The organism is Arcicella rosea (genome assembly GCF_014204325.1).
Lineage (GTDB): Bacteria > Bacteroidota > Bacteroidia > Cytophagales > Spirosomataceae > Arcicella > Arcicella rosea_A.
On record NZ_JACHKT010000002.1, the window covers coordinates 274658 to 295492 of the forward strand.

Genomic DNA, 20835 nt, shown 5'->3' on the forward strand with positions numbered 1-20835 from the left:
TGATTAAAATAAAGCAGTTGAGTACTTTTTGTACTTCTTAACTAAGCTGATAGGAAAACACTTGGCTTTCCTATAGAAGCGTATCAAAAAAAAAGTGAACAAAGTTCCTTGATGATTTTTGAAGAGTGGCTAATTAACATTTATATAATATTGCCCCAAAAGTAATAACTTATAATTAATATTTCAGTAACTGTTTGGCTGTTTGAAATGTCTATTTTTGATTCCCTTATATTTTACAAGCAGACAACCACTTTTGTTGTTAAAAAATTAGAACAATGAATATTTTACCAAGTGCTTCAACCATGATTAAACTAATGGTGAGCGATTATGTATTTCAGATAAGAAAAGCTTTGTTGGTTTTTCCTCAAAAACTATCAAATGCACTTATTTTGACGGTTTTTGCACTCTTGTTTTTTCAGCAGGAAATATATGCTCAACATAAAACTGAGCATGTTTTTTTGATTACAACAGATGGATTTCGTTGGCAAGAAGTTTTTGGTGGAGTGGATTCTGTATTATTGAACAGTAAAGAATATACGAAAAATAAGGATAGAGTAAAACAAAATTTTTGGTCGGATTCTGCTGAAATAAGTAGAAAGAAAATTATGCCTTTCGTTTGGAATACGATGGCAAAACAAGGGCAATTGTACGGAAATCGTTGGGCAGGAAATAAAGTAAATGTGAAAAATCCATATTGGTTTTCATATCCAGGTTATAACGAAATTTTGACAGGTTATGCAGACGATAAAGTAAATTCAAATGATAAAATTTTGAATGAAAACGTTACTGTTTTAGAGTTTTTGAATACTCAACCAAAGTATAAAGGAAAAGTAGCGGCTTACGCTACTTGGGACGTTTTTCCGTACATTATCAACGAAAAGAGAAGTGGAATTTCAGTGAATTCGGGTAAAGAATTGGTGGAAGGAAATTTGACAGAAAAAGAGAAAATCTTGAATGAAATTCAAAGTACTTATCCAAGTTTAGCCAGCGACCGCCACGATTTTATTACGTATTATTTGGCGAAAGAGTACATCAAAAAGAACGACCCAAGTGTTTTCTTTTTGTCTTTTGATGAAACTGATGAATTTGCTCACGAAGCTAAATATGATGAATATCTTTTTGCAGCAAACACTGTTGATAAGTTTGTGGGAGATTTATGGAATTACTGCCAGAGTAATCCAAAATACAAAGATAAAACAACAATTATCTTAACGACCGACCACGGAAGAGGAAACAAAATCAAAAGTCAGTGGACGAGTCACGGACAAAAAGTGCCTGATTGTTATGAAATTTGGTTTGGCGTAATTGGTCCAGATACACCAGCTTTGGGCGAAATCAAAACAGAAGGGCAATACTTCCAAAACCAAATTGCTAAGACTTTAGCGAAATTTTTAGGCTACGATTTTCAGAATGGAAAAGAAATTGGAGAAGCTGTGAAAGGAGTGATGAAGTAGTTTTAATTTGGAGATTTGAAGATTTGAAAATGTGTGAATTTGAGAATTTGGAGGGTTGAAGATTAGGAAATGTGTTTTTGAATTATCAAATATAAACAAGAAAACCGCTTCAATTGAAGCGGTTTTTTTATGAGACAATTCACAGAAAATGAGTAGAAAAGCACCAGTTTGAATTTTTCTTAACGAAATCCGAAATCCGAAATTAAAAAATCTCCTCAACTCGTTTACGGCTATAACCTGCTGCCGTCGTCATACCTTTTCCGCCAATCCCTGTTGAAATATAGATTTTATCTTCAATTTGATACTCATAAGAACCACCATCAGCCGTTTGTGAATAATATCCAGCCCAATAATTTTGAATTTTCCAGTTCGGTAAAGCCATTATTCTTTTGGCTTCTTTCAGAATTAAATCGTTGATATTCATGTCTATTCCTAAAGGCAATTTGGCATTTTCGTCCACATCAGCGTACTCGTGCGAGTCGCCAATGATGATAGAGCCATTCAAAGCCTGTTTAAACAAAATATGAATGCCCCATTGTTTATAAGGTTTTTGCCATTCTGGCGTTTGTAAATGTTGGTAGGAATTACAAGATTTAAAACTATCATAACGACGAATCGAAAGTCCTGATAAAATATTGCCGTTTAGTTTTACTTCTGGTAACGGATAGGTTTGCATCATATTCAGTTTACAGATTTTCATACCACTTTGGTTGAAAATTTCTGGAAACAAAATTTTGAATTCATGTCCGTTGCAAATGGCTACTTTATCGGCAAATAACTTTTGGTTTGTAGCTGTACTTACTTCACAAATGCCATTTTTGATTTCACAATTAATTACAGCCGTATTGTTCATAAATACCAAACCAAAATCTTGTATCAACATTTGTCGAAGACGATGCACCATCGTTCTGGGTTCAACCGATACTTCGTCTGGGAAGAACAAACCACCTTTATAATATTCAGAATTGAGGTTTGGAAAGCGTTCATAACAAGATTTTCTGGAAAGGAGCGTAGAAGAATACTCTCTGATTTTAAATAAAGCACGAGCTTCTTCTAAAAGTACCATTTCCTCATCGTCCGAAGCAAAGTAATAAGTACCGTTTTGGCGAGCAGTAATATCAAATTTCGCTTGAATTTTCTTATAAATACCCAATGATTCACGACCGTATTCAAACCAAGTATCCAAAGCTTGTCCAGAAGGTACAACTTGCCCAAAATTTCTAACAGTAGCTTCAATCGGCTCAGAATCTTTGTCGATTAATAAGACCGATTTACCTTGCGTGAGAGCGTGATAAGCATGAAAAGTACCAACATTTCCTGCTCCAATAACGATTAAATCATATTTGTTCATAAAGTGGTTTTCAAAAAAGAGATTGTTTCAATTGTGAGTTAGTGATTTATGATTGAGTGATTAGAATTGTAAGATTTTAATCACTCAATCATTGGAAAAATTGTCTTTAGGCTAATTAATGGACAATTTTTATACACAGAGTTTAGCAAAGCTTTTAGTGAGTTTCACAGAGTATTTTGTTACAATATTTCTCCGTGAAACTCTGTATATTCTCTGTGTTCCTCTGTGTTTTTTATGGAACTGTCCCGTAGTCAGGTCGTTTAAATTGTATTCATTACTTAAATTGAAGACTATTTTAAATCTTCTCAAAGCTCACAGCTTTTTGCTCTCAGCTCCTAAAGCAAAAAATTAAGTTTTTTCAAGAAAGGAAAATCCATTTTGTCTTCAGTAGTATCTTTTTGAAGGTTCTCAATAATGTCTTTGATGTCAGAAACTTTGTTCAATAAACCATCATTTCTATGAATACTCAATTGTTGGCGAGTATGCGTGCCGTTAGTTACTCCCAAAGACATTCTACAACCAGCACGAACACCAGATTTTAAATCAGAAGGCGTATCGCCAATATTGATTACTCTCTGAGCGTCCGTCACACGGAGCGTTTGCATGGCTTTCTGAATCATCAAAGGTTCTGGGCGACCTTTCAATACTTCGTCGGATGCCACAGATACTTGAATGAGCGTATTCTCGTTCCCCACATAATTGGCGTTGAGTCCGTCTAACCAGCCCAATTTTTGTAAAATAATATTGGTTACTTTTCTGTAAAAACCCGTCGTTAAAGCAATTTTTATTTCTTTACTCTTCAAATAATCAAAGATTTCTAAACAGCCTTCGGTCGGAAAAATATCATTGTTGAGATAATGGTTTTCTAAAATCTCACAAAAAACCAAATAAGAGTGATTGACAAATTCTGGTAAATCTGGATGAGAGTCACCAATCATTTCAGACCATAACAATTCAAAAACATATTTTTTTGAATATCCCTGTAAAGCCAAAACACGTTCTGGAGAAACGGTTAAACCTGTTTGTGTAGCGGCTTCGATAAAGCACATTTCTACTTCATGGTGATCTTGAACGGTAGTTCCCGCCATATCAAAAGTAACTAATTCAATAAGTGACATTTGCTTTTTAATTTAATGATAACAAGCATTTTAAGACAGTACTAAAATCCTATTTTCTCTGGTTTGAGATGCTATTTTTTTGAAATCAAAGATAAATACTCTCATTTTAAGCATAGATTAAATCTTGATTAAGGCTTTGTAAAGTGTAGATTTTAAGGGTTTTTTGTTAGTAATGTTGCATGAAAAAGAGCCTCTATATAGGTTTTGTCCATGAACAAACTCGAAAAATTCCTTCATCGTCAATCTCAAATATTTCTTGCCATTTACTTAGGTTTGGCGGCATTCAGTACTTATTTCTGTATGTATGCTTTCCGAAAACCCTTCACTGCGGGCGATTTTCACGATGTTACTCTTTTGGGAATCGACTACAAAATCGTTTTGGTGATTTCACAAGTATTGGGCTATGCCACTGCCAAAGGTTTGGGTATCAAGATTGTTTCAGAAGTAAAAGCTCATCAAAGAGCCAAGTATATTGTAGGCATGATATTGTTTGCGGAAATAAACTTATTATTTTTTGGTTTAGTACCGTCGCCTTACAATTGGGTATTTCTGTATTTGAATGGTTTGGGATTAGGGATGGTTTATGGCTTGGTTTTTAGCTTTTTAGAAGGAAGACAAATTACAGAAATTTTGGGAGCAAGTTTAGCAGTAAGTTTTATCATAGCTTCGGGCATGGTGAAATCTATCGGCAAATATTTTGTGAATATTGGCGTAAATGAGTACTGGATGCCTTTTCTGACAGGTTTGGCATTTTTTCCTTTGTTATTACTTTCCGTTTATGCGATGTCTATCGCACCAAAACCAAGTAAAATGGATGAATCAGAACGGTCAGAACGTTTGCCAATGGATGCCACAGACAGAAAAATTTTTTTGAAAAAGTATGGATTTGGCTTAATTTCATTGATTGCGATTTATGTATTAATGACGATTCTGAGAGACATTCGAGATAATTTTGGTGTAGAAATTTGGAGAGAAATGGGCGTTACGAATGCTTCAATTTTTACACAAACAGAATCTTTAATTGGTTTAGTGATTTGTGCCTTTACCGCTTTTATGTACTTTGTGAAAAATCATAAGCAAGCTTTTTGGATGAATCATTTAATGATTTTTTTGGGTTCAGTTTTGATTCTAATTGCTACACTTTCATTTTTAAATCATACAACTTCTCCTTTTTGGTGGTCGGTTTATTTAGGGATTGGGCTTTATATGGCTTATGTACCATTTAACGGAATGCTTTTCGAACGACTTTTAGCTGTCTTGAAAGAAAAAGCGAATGTTGGTTTCTTGTTTTACTTAGCAGATTTTAGTGGTTATGTCGGTAGTGTCGTAATTTTAATTTATCAGAATTTTGGCACAAAAAATACTTCATGGTTGAATCTACTGACAGATTTATCCTTGATTTTGCCTTTAATTTCAATGGTATTAGTCACGATTTCTTTCTTTTATTTCAATCGAAAATTAACGTCTAATACTTCTTCCTCAATTGGTTCTGTAATTACAATTTAAGTCTAAAAAAATCTGAATAATATTCAAAAATTTGTATAAATTTGAGGGTATTTATCATTTTTTTAGTCTTGAAAATAATCATTAGCATATCACTTCTTTGTCTTTTGCTGTACAATATGTTCAGCACAGGAATAGTTTTGTTATGTTTTGATAAAGAGTATGCCCAAGCAACACCTTTTGAAGCTAACGATGAATTCTTGGAAGTTAAAATTCCAATTTCATTACCTTATACAGCAGATTTTTATAATACTTCTCCTGCTGAAGCTTTGATTCAATACAAAGGCGAATTTTATAACGTTATTGAGCAACGGTATGAAAACGATACTTTAATTACTAAGATTAAAACTAACCAATCGGCAAGAGAACGATTTGCTTCGTTAGCAGATGAAATCAATACAATTCTCGCACGTGACCATTCAGAGAAAGAATCTCCTTTGAAAAAAGCCTTAGAGCTTTGTAAATCTTTATCGGTTAATTACATCCAAAGCAATGAAATGCACCTTGCTAAATCTCGATGGGTGGAATTGAGCAAGACTCCTCAAACTTTTGCCTACCAAGCGTATTTGCCTACAGATTATAGTAATGCCTTTTTTACGCCTCCCAAATTGTCTTAATCTTCAATGATTTTTACCATCGTATCGACTGATATTTTGGTATTTGTTGCTATGTAAATAGCGATAGATTTTTAATTTCCATCAATCAAAGCATTTAAGACAATGGCACATATAACACTTACCAACCCAAATTTACCAGGCATTACTGGTTTGTTAGATTACAGCAAAGTAACGGCTGTTCCTTTATTAAACCTTGCAGAAGCTTTACTTCGTAGCGACTCTAGCCTGAATAGTGCCGAATGCGAATTAATCGCTGCACATGTTTCGTATTTAAATGATTGTCATTTTTGCCATACTTCTCATGCAGCAGCGGCGGTAGCACATTTAGGTTGTGATGCAAGTTTGATTGACGACATCAAAGAAAATTTTGCTTCAACGCCTATTTCTCCAAAACTAAGAGCCTTATTAGACATTGCTACCAAAGTACAAATAGGAGGTAAAAATGTATTGCCAGAAGACATCGCTAAAGCTCGTGAACACCAAGCAACAGATCGTGAAATTCATGATACTGTTTTAATTGCTTCGGCATTTTGTATGTATAATCGCTATGTGGACGGACTAGGTACTTGGGCACCTCAGCAAAAAGAGGAGTACTTAGAAATGGGTCAGGAAATGGCTTTAGTAGGTTATGAAGCTCAGTATTAAAAAACAAAGCCATTTATTGATATTTTAAAAAATATTACCCACTAAAGCGTGTCAATTATGTTTTTAGTGGGTATTTTTATGTTTATAAAGTGTGTTTTCGTGACAAAATTTGGTTTCTATAGCCATTTTACCTTCTCCTAATATTCCCCTAACACTAATCCCGATAAGCGATGCTTGCTCACATTTATTGTTCATAGATTGATAATGTTCTGCTAAAGTTGTGGTTAAAGCAAGGTTTTACTTTTGCGAAGAATTAAAAACCTTACTCACAATCCACATGAAAAACATTTTACGAATTGAATTTAAAAGAAATCTTAACTTGACTAAGAACGCTATGTTCTTAGCGGTCATGTTTCTTTTCTTGTCGTTCGTTACGCAAGCCCAAGAACGCATTGTTACGGGTAAAGTAACAGACAGTGCAGACAACACTCCCGTAGCAGGAGCAAGTGTAAGAATTAAAGGTTCTGGCAAAGGAACAACGACTAATGCTGATGGTACTTATAAAATTGCTACTACGGCTTCTGCTACTTTGCAATTTACATTTGTTGGTTATTCAAACCAAGAGGTAGCAGTTGGTGCAAAATCAGTCATTAATGTAAACCTTTTAGCAGATACTAAACAGATTGAAGAGGTAGTAGTAACGGCGCTAGGGATTTCTAAAGAAAAAAGAAGTTTGACGAATGCTATCCAAACTGTACAAGGGGCGGATTTAACGAAAGCACGTGAGCCAAACTCTATCAACTCATTAACAGGTAAAGTAGCAGGTTTGACGGTTGGTCCATCGGCTGAATTATTAGGTCGCCCGAATGTAGTGTTAAGAGGTAACACAGATATTTTGTATGTAGTAGATGGTGTACCTATCAACTCTGATACTTGGAACATTTCTGCTGACGATATCGAAACGTATTCAGTATTGAAAGGAGCTAACGCTGCTGCTCTTTATGGTTTCAGAGGAAAAAATGGTGCTATATTGATTACAACTAAAAAAGGCACAAAAGATAAACGTGGTTTCTCGGTCGAGTTCAATTCTTCGACCATGATTGAGAGTGGTTTCAACACCATACCAAGAGTACAAGACCTTTATGGCCCAGGTGACCACGGTAGTTATGAGTTCGTAAATGGTAGAGGTGGCGGAAAAAATGATGGTGACTACGATATTTGGGGACCAAAATTTGACCCAACTGGTCAGAAAAAAATCGCTCAATACGATTCACCTATCGACCCAACAACAGGAAAACGTATCCCTACTGCTTGGACTGCCCGTGGAGCAAACAATCTTACACGTTTTTTACGTGATGCTGTTTTGACGAACAACAATATTTCGGTAGCAAGTAGCAATGATAAAATGGATGTTCGTTTTTCATTATCACATAATTATCAAAAAGGTATTGTCCCTAACACACAATTGAATACTGCTAACTTCAACATTTCTACGAAGTATAGATTCTCTAATAAATTAACATTTGACGCTAACCTTAACTACAATCGTCAATCTACACCTAATATTCCAGACGTAAATTATGGGCCAAACTCATTGATTTACAATATGGTAATTTGGGGTGGAGCAGACTGGAGCGTTGACGATATGCGTAATTACTGGCAAGCAGGTAAAGAAGGTAGCCAGCAAATTTATGCTGAATATCAACGTTACAACAACCCTTACTTTGTAGCTTATGAATGGTTGAGAAGTCATTACAAAAATGATATTTACGGATATGCTTCTTTAGACTATAAAATCAATAATTATCTAAGCATTACGGGTCGTACTTCTATTACAACGTATGACATTTTCCGTTCAGAAAAATTCCCTTATTCTGCTACAGTGTATGGTCGTGAAGAAGCAAAAGGAGATTACCGTGAAGACAAACGTACATTGTTTGAAAACAACACAGACGTTTTAATTAAGTTTGATAAGAAAATTGCAAACGATTTTGATGTAAAAGTATGGGGAGGAGGAAACATCCGTACTTTCAAATACAATTCAAGTTATGTAACTACCAACTATTTAAATACACCAGGCGTTTATACTTTTGCTAACTCATTGAGAGAACCAAAAGCATATAGTTATTTGTCTGACATGGAGGTACAAAGTGCTTATTACTCAGCAGATATTTCATACAAAGGTTTTGTTACTTTGTCTACAACTGGTCGTTTAGACTATCTTTCTACTTTACCAAAAGGAAATAATAAATTCTTTTATCCATCAGTAGGTTTAAGCACTGTAGTTTCTGACTATGTGAAACTTCCGGAAGTTATTTCTTTTGTAAAATTACGTACTAGTTATGCTAACGTAAAAGATGGTTTAACACAATCTACAATTGGTTCAACTCCAGGTGTTAGCTCTCCATTAAGTTATGGTTCTGGATACAATTCTTCGTATGATGGACCAAATTATGGTAATTCAATTGGTTACGGAATCAGCCCATCTTACAATAACCTACCGGGTGCGGCTTACTTTGATAAATTAAACAACCCTTCTTTAAAGCCTAACACTTCAGAGCAAATAGAAGCAGGTGCAGAAGTAAGCTTGTTAAAAAACAGATTCTCTGCTGATGTTACTTATTTTACTTCAAACGATGGTCCAAGAATCTTTAGCCGTGATTTATCACAAACTACAGGTTATACTTCAGCTATCGTGAATGGTATCTTAACAAAGAAAACAGGTTGGGAAGTTACTTTAAAAGGAACACCTTTAAGACGTAACAATTTCTCATGGGATGTAATATTTAACTGGTCAACATTCAAAGAGACTTTGCAAGAAGTATATAATGAAAACGGTATCAAAATTGATAAAGTAGCTTCCGATTATTTTGTAAGTGGAAATGAGAAATCTCAGTATATCAATATTGGGGACAGAATAGATAAAGTTATTGTTAAGACTTTCCAAAGAACAACTGATGGGCAAATCATCAATGATACTGGTGGTCGCCCACTTCAAAACAACGCTGGTGCATTAGTAGGTTATGCAAATCCAGATTACGTTTGGGGTATCAACAACAAAGTGAAATATAAAAACTGGTCATTATCTTTCCAATTTGATGGTCGTGTAGGTGGAACAATTGAAGACTATATTCGTAAGCAAACATTCCGTGGAGGTCGTCATATCGAAACTACAGAAGGAGCTTATGGTATCGCTCGTGATTTTGATGCACAAGGAGTTAAATCTTATATTGGTGAAGGTGTAATGATTACAGAAGGAACACCAACTTATGATGGACAAACTGGCTTAATAGCCAATTATTCTCAGTTGAAATTTGCTCCAAATACCATCAAAACTTATGCACAAGATTATATCAGTAGATATAATGGAACTGCCGAAGGAAACTTAATGAGCAAAACGTTCTCGAAATTGCGTGAAGTAACCTTAGGATATTCTTTACCACAGTCAATGTTAAGAAAAACTTTCTTCAAGCAAGCATCAGTATCGTTGGTAGGTCGTAACTTATTTTACTTTATCGATAGCAAACATGATGGCGTTGACTTAGACCAATTCACAGGGTTGAATGCTACATCTGGTTTACAAACACCAACGATGAAGCGTTATGGTATCAATATTAATATTGTATTTTAAATAATCCTCTTGAACAATCCTCTTGCTTTATACTTATCCTAAAAAGCAAGAGGATAATACAATCGAAAATTCTCATGAAAAAATATATTTTATCATTTTTAATCCTTACGCTTTTAGCAAGCTGTAGCGATTATCAACAGTTGGAACTAAATCCAAACTTACCAACTTCTGTGCCTTCTTCTATCATTTTAAGAAATGTATTGAATGGAATGAACGAAGGTGCTTGGGATGACAATATGCGTTACAACCAGTTTTATTGTTCAAATTATGCTTATTACGATACCAACGAATACAATTGGCAAAATGCTTCTTTGCAATTTACTACTTTGAAAAACGTAGTAAAATTAGAAGAAGAAGCCTTGAAAAGTGGTGCAAAGGCATTGAATCCATATTCGGCTTTAGGTAAATTTTTAAGAGCATATTCTTATACTAATATGACTTTAAGAGTAGGTGATTTGCCAGTAAAAGATGCTTTAAAAGGAATTGAGGTAGATAAACCAAAATATGATACTCAGAAAGATGTATTCATTCAAGTATTAAAATGGTTAGAGGAGTCGAACAATGATTTAGCAGCATTGATAACTGCTGGTGATAATTCTTTAGAAGGTGATATTTATTACGCTGGTGACTTAAGAAAATGGCAAAAAGCTGTTAATACTTTTAGATTAAGAGTATTGGTTCACTTGAGTAAAAAGGCAGATGATGCAGATTTAAAAGTAAAACAAGATTTTGCGGCTATTATTGCTAACCCTACTAAATACCCTTTGATGACAGATTTGTCAGAGTCTTTACAATATGTTTGGAGTGTAAACAACAAATATCCACGTAACCCTGATAACTTAGGTAATAATGCTACACGTGAGAATATGGCTAAAACCTATATCGACTTGTTGAAAAACAACAATGACCCTCGTCTGTTTGTTGTAGCAGAACCTGCTGCTGCACAAATAGCAAAAGGCTTGAAAGCGACTGATGTTGAAGCTTATGTAGGAGCAAGCTCTGGGGAAGATTTAGCTGATATGTCATCTAAGGCTGGTCGTGGAGAATACTCATTCCAAAGTCGTGCTCGTTATTATAGTTCTTATACAGGCGAAAACACATTTATAGTATCTTACCCAGAAATGTGTTTCAATATTTCAGAAGCAATCAATAGAGGTTGGGTTACTGGTAATGCACAAGATTGGTACGAACGTGGTGTAAAAGCTTCGATGTCGTTCTATGGTATCGCTGATGCTACAGCTTATTTAGCGCAAGCTTCAGTAAAATATGCAGGCAATAATGCAGCTGGTTTAACTCAGATTTTGAGCCAAAAATACATTGCTTTCTTCCAAAACTCAGGATATGAAGCTTATTTCAACTGGCGTAGAACTGGCGTACCAACTTTTTTAACTGGCACTGGTACAGGTAATGGTAACAAAATTCCTTTACGTTTTAAATATCCACAGCTTGAACAAACTACCAATACTCAAAATCTTAGCGAAGCCCTAACCCGCCAGTTTGGTGTAGGGATAGAGGGTGAAAATATCAACGCAGCAATGTGGTTAATTAAATAAAATACCTATCAACCAATGACAATCTCTGAATCTATCCTCCGTCAAAGACTTGATTCAATCTTTGGTCTTTATGAAATTAATGGTGCGGACGAATACGTCGGCGAGCCATTGACTATCCTAGAACACAGTTTTCAAGCTGCCATGTTAGCAGAAGAAGAAGGCTATGATGAAGAAGTAATCTTAGCGGCTTTCTTTCATGATATTGGACATTTTTTGCCCAATCGAGATGAAATGAATGGTTTAGGAAACATCAGACACGAAATTGCTGGAGCTAATTTTCTGTATAAAAATGGTTTTTCAAATAGAATTGCTCTTTTAGTCAGAAATCATGTTGAAGCAAAACGATACTTAACTTTCAAGTATCCTGATTATTACCACAAACTTTCGGAAGCCAGTAAGAAAACATTGGAGTATCAAGGTGGAGTAATGACAGAAGAGGACGCAAAATCATTTGAAAGAATGCCTCTTTTCGATTTATACATTAGAATGAGAGATTGGGACGATAAGGCAAAAGAAGTAGAATTTGAAAAGCCATCTTTAGAAAAATACAAACAAATGGCTTGGAAACACATTGGTTATCGCTTGAATTAAGCAGCATTGTGTTGCATTAAATTTCAACTTTCTATAAAAGCGAAAGGCTGTCAGAATACTGACAGCCTTTCGCTTTTATAGTTTTATATGATAGCTTATTCCACTACGATTGTACGAGTAATATCTTGTGGTTTAGCAGAATTGATATTGATTGTACGAGTAATCGTATCAGTACCATCTGTTATTTCAATGGTATAAGCACCATCGTTAAGTTCTTGTAAATCAAATTTTCCATGATATGAACGAGCATTTTTGGCGATTCTTTCTGTGTGGATAACTTTGCCAGTTTTGTCTTTGATTAAAACACTAACTGTTTTTCCAGCGATTTTATCTAAAGTAAGGTGCATGTCTAAAGTACCAACACTTTGGTACATTCCTACAGCGAAATTGTTCGCTTTGTTAGCGTTTGCACTTGTTTCTCCTGCGATAGGATTTGCAAAAATTGAGCTAGTTGTTAAAGTAGCAATGGCGATGATTTGTGCTAAAGTTCTCATTTTTTTATTTGTTTAGATACGGTTAAATTTTTATTTTGAATTAAATTTAAGAGGTTAAACAGTTGTTTATTAATTACTTACAAGTGTTTTTTGCTTTATTGTTGAATCAAAATTAGCAGATGGATTGATACTTTCAACGCAAAAACCAATGGTCGGTTTACGTTATTGATAAACGGCAATTTTAGTAGGGGAGACCAAAATCGACTTCTTCCGACTGGTCATTTTTGAGGATGGGGACTGTTCATTAAACTGTGTCAATCTAATTTAGAACTTAAAAAGGTTTACTTTTACTTAGACACAATTTTATGAACACAACAGACACATTTGATTTTGAGACTTTTAAGCAAGAAGCGATAAAAGGTCTTTATTCGGGCAAACCTCTTACTGGGGAGAATGGTATTTTTGCACCGATGCTCAAACATTTTTTAGAGACAGCCTTACAAGGAGAATTTGATAATCATCTAATTGCCAATAAATCTGAGGGTATTAACAATAGGAAAAATGGTTTATCAAGCAAAATTATCAAAAGTAGTGGTGGTAGTTTTGAATTAGATACACCTCGTGATAGAGATTGTAGTTTCACGCCTCAAGTAGTTGCTAAACGCCAAATAGTTTTAACTGATACTTTAGAACGTCAAATTATTTCGTTATTTGGGCATGGGATGAGCTATTCCTCTATCAATGAACAGTTGGAAGAGCTTTACGGTTATCATCTCTCAGTAGGCGAACTATCAAACATTACTGATAGGATTATCCCTTTGATGAAGGAATGGCAATCCAGACCTCTTGCTAGGGTTTATGCGGTAGTTTGGATGGATGCCATGTTCTATAAAGTTCGTGTTGATGGGAAAGTCTGTTCCAGAGCCATGTACAGTGTAATCGGCTTAGGCTTAGATGGTAAGAAAGAAGTATTAGGGATTTATCTTGCAGAAACAGAGGGTGCTAAGTTCTGGCTTTCAGTACTTACAGACTTTAAACTAAGAGGAGTTGAGGATATATTAATCAGTTGCGTAGATGGTCTGAGCGGAACGCCGCCCGAAGGTTTTCCACAAGCCATTGAAGCGGTATTCCCTAAAACCCAAATACAGCTCTGTGTGGTCCATCAGATTCGTTATTCATCACGCTTAGTAGCAGACAAACATTTAAAAGAGTTCATTAATGATTTAAAGCTTATTTATAAGGCTAGTACTCTTGATATTGCCGAAGAATCCTTGGCGATGCTATCAGAAAAATGGGGGAAAACTTACCCAAAAGCCGTTGACACATGGACGAATAATTGGTCTAACATTTCGACTTATTTTCAATATTCTTCGGAAATAAGAAGGATAGTCTATACTACAAATACGATAGAAGGCTATCACAGACAGATTAGAAAAATCACTAAAACCAAGGGAGCTTTCACTTCTGATAATGCTCTTTTGAAATTAGCCTATCTGGCAATTCAGAATATGAATAAGGTTTGGAATACTACAACTAAAAATTGGAGGGACATCCTTGCAGAATTAATGATTACATTTGATGATAGAATTTCGCAAGTTGATTTATTGAGTTAGGGGGCTAGCCCCCTAACTCAATAAATCAACTGACACAGTTGAGTGAACACTCCCTGAGGATGAATGGCAAACGCTTATTTGAATGATTTTTGGGGATATTTTTACCATCAAAAAGAATATCTTTAGATACTATAAGTATGTCGAGAGATATATTTTTGCGGTAAATTGCGGTATTTAGTATCTCATGATATTCTTTTAGTATCTCACGAGATACTTTTTTGCGGTATTTTGCGGGAATTAGTATATAAAAACCGAAGAAAACCGCAAATTGTATTGTGGGCTTAGATAGTGATTATATTTGATAAATTATCTAGCTCAGAATGAAAGAGTTAAGTAGTTTTTTCGTTTTTTCAATAAAGCTAATACTCATTATGTATCATAAATTATCTCTAATCTTTATTTTCCTGATATTCTCCAATCTTAATTTTGGACAAAGAATCATCAAAGGGAAAACACTCAACAGAAGCACGAAAGAGGCTGTTCCTTACGTAAATATTGGAATTAGAAACACTAACGTTGGGACTATTTCCAATTTAGATGGAAGTTTTTCAATCGTTATCCCTCAAAAGCTAATTTCAGATACTGTAATTTTTTCAGCCCTTGGTTTTGGGAAAAGAATGATTCCTCTCAAATTACTTGAACAAGATAAAGAAATTACTATTTATTTAAGCGAGAAAATTACTTTGCTCAATCAAATTACAATCACAGCACCTAAGCAAAAAAATAAAACTTTTGAATTGGGCAATAGGTCTTTCAATGGTGGAGTCTATGAACCAGATACCACTTATGCTGGTCGTTGTATCGCATTACTGATAGAAAACAAAGATTCTTATATCCAAAAAGGACTCGTTTTTCCTGCTTATTTGGGGAAAGTAAATCTTAGAATATTCAGAAATAACCTAAAATCATTCAAGTTTAGAATTCGATTGAATGATGTCGATAGTTTAACGGGGCAACCGAATGAAGACCTTCTTCAACAAAGTATTATTGTAGAATCTTCTATGAAAAATGGATGGCTGAATTTTGACCTTTCTCATTTGAATTATCAAATCACAAAACCCTTCTTTATAACATTTGAGCAAATTCTTGACATAAACGATAGAACTGTCATTGCAGATGGCTACAGAGATTTCATGACAAAGTATCCAGAAAGGCTAAAAATTGATACTGTTGAGTTTGAAGGTAAAAAGGAAGTTCGTAAAAAAATCATGAGAGGAGGTATTGATTTACCCGGAACATTTATAGGCATTTCAAGTACAAAGACTAATCTTTTTTCTTGCTTTGAGAGAGAAAATAGCTGGGGGAACTGGAAAAAAGTACATGGTATCGTATGTGCTTATGTAACACTTAATACCCAAACTCAAGTAACTAATGATGTAACAAAAAGGATAGAAAATCCTTGTAAAGATGCTCTTGAATGTAAAATACAAAAGCTCTGTAAAGATTTTATGGACGAAAGTGCTATGAATGGAATGCAGCTCAATATTAGTAAAGGAAATAAAACCAAGTACTCTTTTAGTTTAGGTTATGCCGATGTAGAAAATAATATTCGAGTTACTGATTCTACTCGTTTTCGGATAAATAGCATATCTAAAGCCATGACCTCGCTTGCATTAATCAAGCTTATGTCTGAGCGTAAACTTGATTTAGATGCACCAGTGCAAAAATACCTTCCTGATTTTCCTGAAAAAAAATATCCAATAAGTACTCGACAATTGGCTGGTCATTTAGCTGGCTTTCGTGACTACAAAGAGAATGATTTAAGCGATTATATTCGTACAGAGCATTTTGATAATGCGACACAAGCATTGAGGATATTTAAAGATGATACGCTTCTTTTTAGACCAAATACAAAATTTCATTATTCAAGTTTTGGCTGGAATTTAATTGGGGCAGTCATTGAAGGTGCGAGTGGTGAAAACTATTTACAGTATATGAACAGAAAGATATGGCAACCATTAAAACTATCCTCTACTTGTGGGGACGATACTAAAAGTAACATCAGTAATAGAAGTAAATTCTACGATGCCACAGGTCAAGAAAACGATTTAGGAGATTTGAGTTACAAATATGCTGGTGGAGGACTTTTATCAACGGCAGAAGACTTAATAAAATTGGGGAATGAATTACTTCATGGTAAATATATTGACTCGAACTTAAAAAAGATACTTTTTGAAAGCCAACATACTGCGGATAATAAAGCGACTGGATATGGCATTGGATGGTACACTGGGAAAGACAATAATGGTCATCGTATTTGGTATCATGCTGGAGATTCTTTTAGTAGTTCCTCTTATCTAATCATTTATCCAGATGATGACATTGTTATTGCATTTCTTGGAAATTCGCAAGCGGGAGTTTTGTTTGATGTGCAGGATATTGGAGGTTTGGTTTATGGAGAGTAACCTGTGTTTAGAAAGGATTTGTAAATATTTAAATTGGTCAAAAAGCAAAAAGGGCAAGTAAACCCTGCCCTTTTCAACTCATACGCCTAAAAAACTACAACAATTCATAAATACCAGCTACGCCTTGGCCGCCACCAACACAAGCCGATACCATGCCGTATTTTTGATTTCTACGACGCATTTCATTAAATAATTGTATCGAAAGTTTTGCTCCAGAACAGCCCAGTGGATGTCCTAAAGCAATTGCTCCACCATTTACATTTATTTTTGAACGATCTAAATCTAATTCTTTGATTACTGCCAACGACTGTGCCGCAAAAGCTTCGTTCAGTTCTATTTGGTCGATTTCGTTGATACTTAATCCTGCTCTTTTCAGTGCCAGAGGTATAGCAGCAACTGGGCCAATACCCATAATACGAGGCTCAACGCCAGCCGTAGTATATGTCACCATACGGGCAATCGGTTCAAGATTTAATTCTTTTACCATCGCTTCCGACATTACCATTACAAAAGCTGCACCATCTGAAGTTTGGGAAGAATTCCCTGCCGTTACTGTTCCACCTGCGGCAAAAACAGGTTTTAGACTCGATAAAGCCTCCATACTTGTACCAGCTCTTGGCCCTTCGTCGGTATCAACTACGTACTCACGGTTTTTCTTTTTACCAGTATTGGCATCAAAATAAGTTTCCTTCACCGTAATCGGTACGATTTCATCTTTGAATAAGCCATTCGCTTGAGCAGCCAAAGCTTTAGTATGAGATGCTACTGAAAATTCATCTTGCTCTTCACGAGAAATTTTGAATTGTTCACGTACTTGTTCGGCTGTTAAACCCATCCCGATATAATAATCTGGATGTTTTTGAGCAATTTCAAAATTCAATGCCATTTTGTAGCCCGTTGTGGGTACTAATGACATAGATTCTGCTCCGCCAGCAATGATACAATCTGCTAAACCCGAATGAATTTTAGCCGAAGCCAAAGCGATAGCTTCTAAACCTGAACCACAATAACGGTTGATAGTAAAACCGGGTACATTTTGTGGTAAAGACAAAAGGGCAATATAGCGAGCAATTTGCATCCCTTGCTCTGCTTCTGGAACGGCGTTTCCTACAATTAAATCATCTACACGAGTAGGGTCTAAAGCAGGTACTTGTGCCACCAAATGTTTGATAACTTCCGCTGCCAAATCATCGGGTCTTGTAAAACGGAAAACACCTCTTGGGGCTTTTCCAACAGCGGTACGATAGCCCGCTACGATATATGCGTTCATGTTAATTTCTTTTTAAAATTGCTTTCGGCTTTCGGCAGTGAGCTTTCGGCTTATGCAGTTGATAATAATTTGGTTTATGAGCATTTGTCTAAAACAAACTCTTGTCGATTTTAAAGCTGAAAGCTGATTACCGATAGCCGATTTCCAAGATTAATTTCTCAACGGTTTTCCGCCATTTAATAAACTTTGAATACGCTCTAAAGTCTTTTTCTCTGCTGAAAGCGAAAGGAAAGCTTCACGTTCTAAGTCTAATAAGTACTGTTCTGAAACCAATTGTGGGTAACTCAAATCTCCTCCAGAAATTACGTAAGCTAATTTCTCGGCAATCTTGGCATCATGTTCTGAAATGTATCTACCCATTTTCATTCCTTGAATACCTGCTTTGAAAAGAGCAATACCAGCTTTGCCTTGCACCTTAATATCAGTACGCTTTTTAGGCTGAGTATAACCTGCTTCGGCTAATTCGATGGCAGCTTGTTTGGCATCTGCAATCAAGCGAGAGCGATTCAAAACAATTTCATCACCACGACGCAAGTAATTCATTTCAAAAGCTTCTTGTGCCGAAGTACTTACTTTTGCCATCGCAATATTCATAAAGGCATTTTGCAAAGTATTCAATTCTGGGTCGCCATTTTTGTATAAATCAGAGCAACGCAAAGCCATTTCTTTTGTTCCGCCTCCAGCAGGAATCAAACCAACACCAACTTCTACCAAACCCATATAAGTTTCAGCACCAGCCACTACTCTATCAGCATGAAGGTTGATTTCACAACCACCACCCAAAGCCAAAGAATGCGGAGCAACCACCACAGGAATCGAAGAGTATCGTACTCGCATCATCGTTTGTTGGAACTGAGCAATCATCATGTTGATTTCATCATACTCTTGTTCAATCGCAAACATGAATAACATCGCCAAATTTGCCCCAGCCGAAAATGCTTCTGTACTGTCATTTCCGATAACCAAACCACGGAAGTCTTTTTCTGCCAAAGCAATTGATTTCTGAATGCCTTCAATTACGCCAGCACCCATTGTATTCATTTTTGAACGGAATTCTAAACCCAGAATACCATCTCCCAAATCATACACATTACTTTCAGCATTTTTCCAGACGATATTATTAGAAAGATTTTCTAAAATAATAAAGGATTCCGTTCCCGGAATTACTTTATAAGATTTCGTCGGTATATCATAATACAAGCGTTTGCCACCTTCTCTTTTATAGAAAGTTTTTGCTCCCGAAGCTAACATTTCATGCACCCAATCTGCTGATTTCATGCCTTCGTTTTGCATCAGTTCAAGCCCTTTTTCTACGCCGATGGCATCCCAAGTTTCAAACAAACCAATTTCCCAACCGAAACCTGCACAAATGGCGGCATCAATTCGGTATAATTCATCTGAAATTTCTGGAATACGTTTCGTTACATAGCTAAAACCATCTAAAATTGTTTTTCTGTAAAATTCGCCTGCTTTGCCTTTGTCGGCTAATAAAACCGCAAAGCGGTCTTTCAAAGCCAAAGTTTTAGTTAATTCAAAAACTGGGAATTTTACTTTCTGTGAAGGTTCATATTCAAAAGTTTTGAGATTCAAGGCTAAAATTTCAGATTTACCACTTGCTCCTTTGATTTTCTTGTAAAAACCTTGACCAGTTTTATCGCCCAACCATTTATTTTCTTGGAGTTTCTTCACCATTGCTGGTAAAACAAAAGTCTCCTTAGCGTCATCGTCGGTTAAGCCTGCGTATAAATTATTTGAAACGTTGATAGTGGTATCTAAACCCACAACGTCAGACAAACGGAAAGTACCAGATTTCGGGCGACCAACCACTACGGAAGTAAGTTTATCAACTTCTTCTACAGTCAGCCCCATTTCTTCAACTACTTGCATGGTTTTCATCATCGAGTACACACCCACACGATTGGCGATGAAAGCGGGAGTATCTTTACACAAAACGGTAGTTTTACCCAGAAAACGGTCGCCGTAGTGCATCAAGAAATCAATTACCAAAGCATCAGTAGCAGGCGTTGGAATGATTTCCAACAATTTCAGGTAACGAGGAGGATTGAAAAAGTGTGTTCCGCAGAAATGTTTTCGGAAATCATCCGAACGTCCTTCTGCCATCAAGTGAATCGGAATTCCCGAAGTATTAGAAGTAATCAAAGTACCTGCTTTGCGAAAAGCATCTACTTTTTCATACAAAGATTTTTTAATCGCTAAATTTTCAACAATTACTTCAATCACCCAGTCGTACTGATTGATTTCCGAAAGGTTATCATCAAAGTTTCCTAACTTAATTCGGTTGGCAAAAGAGGCGGAATATAATGCCGCAGGATTAGCTTTTAAAGTTTGTTGAAAGGCTGTATTTACGATGCGATTTCGTACAGCAGGATGTTGAATACTCAGCCCTTTAGCTTTTTCAGCATCGTTGGGTTCTTTCGGAACAATATCCAAAAGCATGACCTCAACGCCAATATTAGCAAAATGGCAAGCAATACGGCTTCCCATAATCCCAGAGCCAAGTACGGCTACTTTTCTAATTGAACGGTTCATGTTGTTTGTTTTATAAAAAATATAAGTAAAGTTAAATAAAAATAAATTTGTTATGCAAGCATACCATTTATTTATTTCAATCTTTTCTAAAACAAAAATCCCCACCAATGGTAGGGATTTTATGTATTAACCTTTTCTAAAAATTCACACGAAAAGTGTA

At 35.7% G+C, this 20835-nt stretch carries 14 protein-coding genes; 9 read left to right on the forward strand and 5 right to left on the reverse strand.

The window, feature by feature from the left end:
- The first annotated feature begins 275 nt into the window (after positions 1-275).
- The gene (locus HNP25_RS02705; RefSeq protein ID WP_229202771.1) at positions 276-1454 is read left to right on the forward strand and encodes an alkaline phosphatase family protein; all 1179 of its coding nucleotides are present in this window, start codon (positions 276-278) and stop codon (positions 1452-1454) included.
- A gap of 202 nt (positions 1455-1656) precedes the next feature.
- On the opposite strand, the gene HNP25_RS02710 is transcribed toward HNP25_RS02705, so the two are convergent.
- Together HNP25_RS02710 and HNP25_RS02715 are read right to left on the reverse strand one after the other, a co-directional pair.
- The gene (locus HNP25_RS02710; protein WP_184129826.1) at positions 1657-2805 is read right to left on the reverse strand and encodes a TIGR03364 family FAD-dependent oxidoreductase; all 1149 of its coding nucleotides are present in this window, start codon (positions 2803-2805) and stop codon (positions 1657-1659) included.
- 335 nt (positions 2806-3140) lie between these two features.
- Complete coding sequence (locus HNP25_RS02715) at positions 3141-3923, reverse strand: HAD family hydrolase (protein WP_184129829.1); 783 nt, start codon at positions 3921-3923, stop codon at positions 3141-3143.
- A 210-nt stretch (positions 3924-4133) separates the two neighbouring features.
- Here HNP25_RS02715 and HNP25_RS02720 point away from each other — a divergent pair, with 210 nt between their 5' ends.
- The 6 genes from HNP25_RS02720 (at position 4134) to HNP25_RS02745 (ending at position 12403) form a co-directional block, all read left to right on the forward strand.
- A complete protein-coding gene (locus HNP25_RS02720) occupies positions 4134-5429 on the forward strand; it encodes a DUF5690 family protein (protein ID WP_184129831.1) in 1296 nt (431 codons plus the stop codon).
- 116 nt (positions 5430-5545) lie between these two features.
- A complete protein-coding gene (locus tag HNP25_RS02725; RefSeq protein ID WP_184129834.1) occupies positions 5546-6043 on the forward strand; it encodes a hypothetical protein in 498 nt (165 codons plus the stop codon).
- A 102-nt stretch (positions 6044-6145) separates the two neighbouring features.
- Positions 6146-6688: a carboxymuconolactone decarboxylase family protein gene (locus HNP25_RS02730; RefSeq protein ID WP_184129837.1), complete on the forward strand. Its 543-nt coding sequence runs from the start codon at positions 6146-6148 to the stop codon at positions 6686-6688.
- A gap of 319 nt (positions 6689-7007) precedes the next feature.
- Complete coding sequence (locus tag HNP25_RS02735) at positions 7008-10259, forward strand: SusC/RagA family TonB-linked outer membrane protein (RefSeq protein ID WP_229202772.1); 3252 nt, start codon at positions 7008-7010, stop codon at positions 10257-10259.
- Positions 10260-10333: 74 nt separating this feature from the next.
- On the forward strand, positions 10334-11812 hold the full coding sequence (locus HNP25_RS02740) for a SusD/RagB family nutrient-binding outer membrane lipoprotein (RefSeq protein ID WP_184129840.1): 1479 nt from the start codon (positions 10334-10336) through the stop codon (positions 11810-11812).
- 15 nt (positions 11813-11827) lie between these two features.
- Positions 11828-12403, forward strand: coding sequence for an HD domain-containing protein (locus HNP25_RS02745; RefSeq protein ID WP_184129843.1), 576 nt, complete (start codon positions 11828-11830; stop codon positions 12401-12403).
- Between the two features lie 95 nt (positions 12404-12498).
- On the opposite strand, the gene HNP25_RS02750 is transcribed toward HNP25_RS02745, so the two are convergent.
- Positions 12499-12897, reverse strand: coding sequence for a hypothetical protein (locus HNP25_RS02750; RefSeq protein WP_184129846.1), 399 nt, complete (start codon positions 12895-12897; stop codon positions 12499-12501).
- A gap of 305 nt (positions 12898-13202) precedes the next feature.
- Here HNP25_RS02750 and HNP25_RS02755 point away from each other — a divergent pair, with 305 nt between their 5' ends.
- Together HNP25_RS02755 and HNP25_RS02760 are read left to right on the forward strand one after the other, a co-directional pair.
- Positions 13203-14450 carry an IS256 family transposase gene (locus HNP25_RS02755; protein WP_184129849.1) on the forward strand — a complete coding sequence of 416 codons (1248 nt, stop codon included), beginning with the start codon at positions 13203-13205 and terminating at the stop codon, positions 14448-14450.
- 371 nt (positions 14451-14821) lie between these two features.
- Positions 14822-16855 carry a serine hydrolase gene (locus tag HNP25_RS02760; protein ID WP_184129852.1) on the forward strand — a complete coding sequence of 678 codons (2034 nt, stop codon included), beginning with the start codon at positions 14822-14824 and terminating at the stop codon, positions 16853-16855.
- 94 nt (positions 16856-16949) lie between these two features.
- Here HNP25_RS02760 and HNP25_RS02765 read toward each other — a convergent pair whose 3' ends face one another.
- The gene (locus HNP25_RS02765; protein WP_184129855.1) at positions 16950-18125 is read right to left on the reverse strand and encodes an acetyl-CoA C-acyltransferase; all 1176 of its coding nucleotides are present in this window, start codon (positions 18123-18125) and stop codon (positions 16950-16952) included.
- A 150-nt stretch (positions 18126-18275) separates the two neighbouring features.
- Complete coding sequence (locus tag HNP25_RS02770; RefSeq protein ID WP_184129858.1) at positions 18276-20675, reverse strand: 3-hydroxyacyl-CoA dehydrogenase/enoyl-CoA hydratase family protein; 2400 nt, start codon at positions 20673-20675, stop codon at positions 18276-18278.
- Positions 20676-20835: the final 160 nt, after the last annotated feature.

What these genes read in the sequence shown, in the direction of transcription:
- HNP25_RS02705 (WP_229202771.1), top strand. Translation starts at nt 276, where the DNA reads ATGAATATTTTACCAAGTGCTTCAACCATGATTAAACTAATGGTGAGC.
- HNP25_RS02710 (WP_184129826.1), bottom strand. Translation starts at nt 2,805, where the DNA reads ATGAACAAATATGATTTAATCGTTATTGGAGCAGGAAATGTTGGTACT.
- HNP25_RS02715 (WP_184129829.1), bottom strand. Translation starts at nt 3,923, where the DNA reads ATGTCACTTATTGAATTAGTTACTTTTGATATGGCGGGAACTACCGTT.
- HNP25_RS02720 (WP_184129831.1), top strand. Translation starts at nt 4,134, where the DNA reads ATGAACAAACTCGAAAAATTCCTTCATCGTCAATCTCAAATATTTCTT.
- HNP25_RS02725 (WP_184129834.1), top strand. Translation starts at nt 5,546, where the DNA reads ATGTTCAGCACAGGAATAGTTTTGTTATGTTTTGATAAAGAGTATGCC.
- HNP25_RS02730 (WP_184129837.1), top strand. Translation starts at nt 6,146, where the DNA reads ATGGCACATATAACACTTACCAACCCAAATTTACCAGGCATTACTGGT.
- HNP25_RS02740 (WP_184129840.1), top strand. Translation starts at nt 10,334, where the DNA reads ATGAAAAAATATATTTTATCATTTTTAATCCTTACGCTTTTAGCAAGC.
- HNP25_RS02745 (WP_184129843.1), top strand. Translation starts at nt 11,828, where the DNA reads ATGACAATCTCTGAATCTATCCTCCGTCAAAGACTTGATTCAATCTTT.
- HNP25_RS02750 (WP_184129846.1), bottom strand. Translation starts at nt 12,897, where the DNA reads ATGAGAACTTTAGCACAAATCATCGCCATTGCTACTTTAACAACTAGC.
- HNP25_RS02755 (WP_184129849.1), top strand. Translation starts at nt 13,203, where the DNA reads ATGAACACAACAGACACATTTGATTTTGAGACTTTTAAGCAAGAAGCG.
- HNP25_RS02760 (WP_184129852.1), top strand. Translation starts at nt 14,822, where the DNA reads ATGTATCATAAATTATCTCTAATCTTTATTTTCCTGATATTCTCCAAT.
- HNP25_RS02765 (WP_184129855.1), bottom strand. Translation starts at nt 18,125, where the DNA reads ATGAACGCATATATCGTAGCGGGCTATCGTACCGCTGTTGGAAAAGCC.
- HNP25_RS02770 (WP_184129858.1), bottom strand. Translation starts at nt 20,675, where the DNA reads ATGAACCGTTCAATTAGAAAAGTAGCCGTACTTGGCTCTGGGATTATG.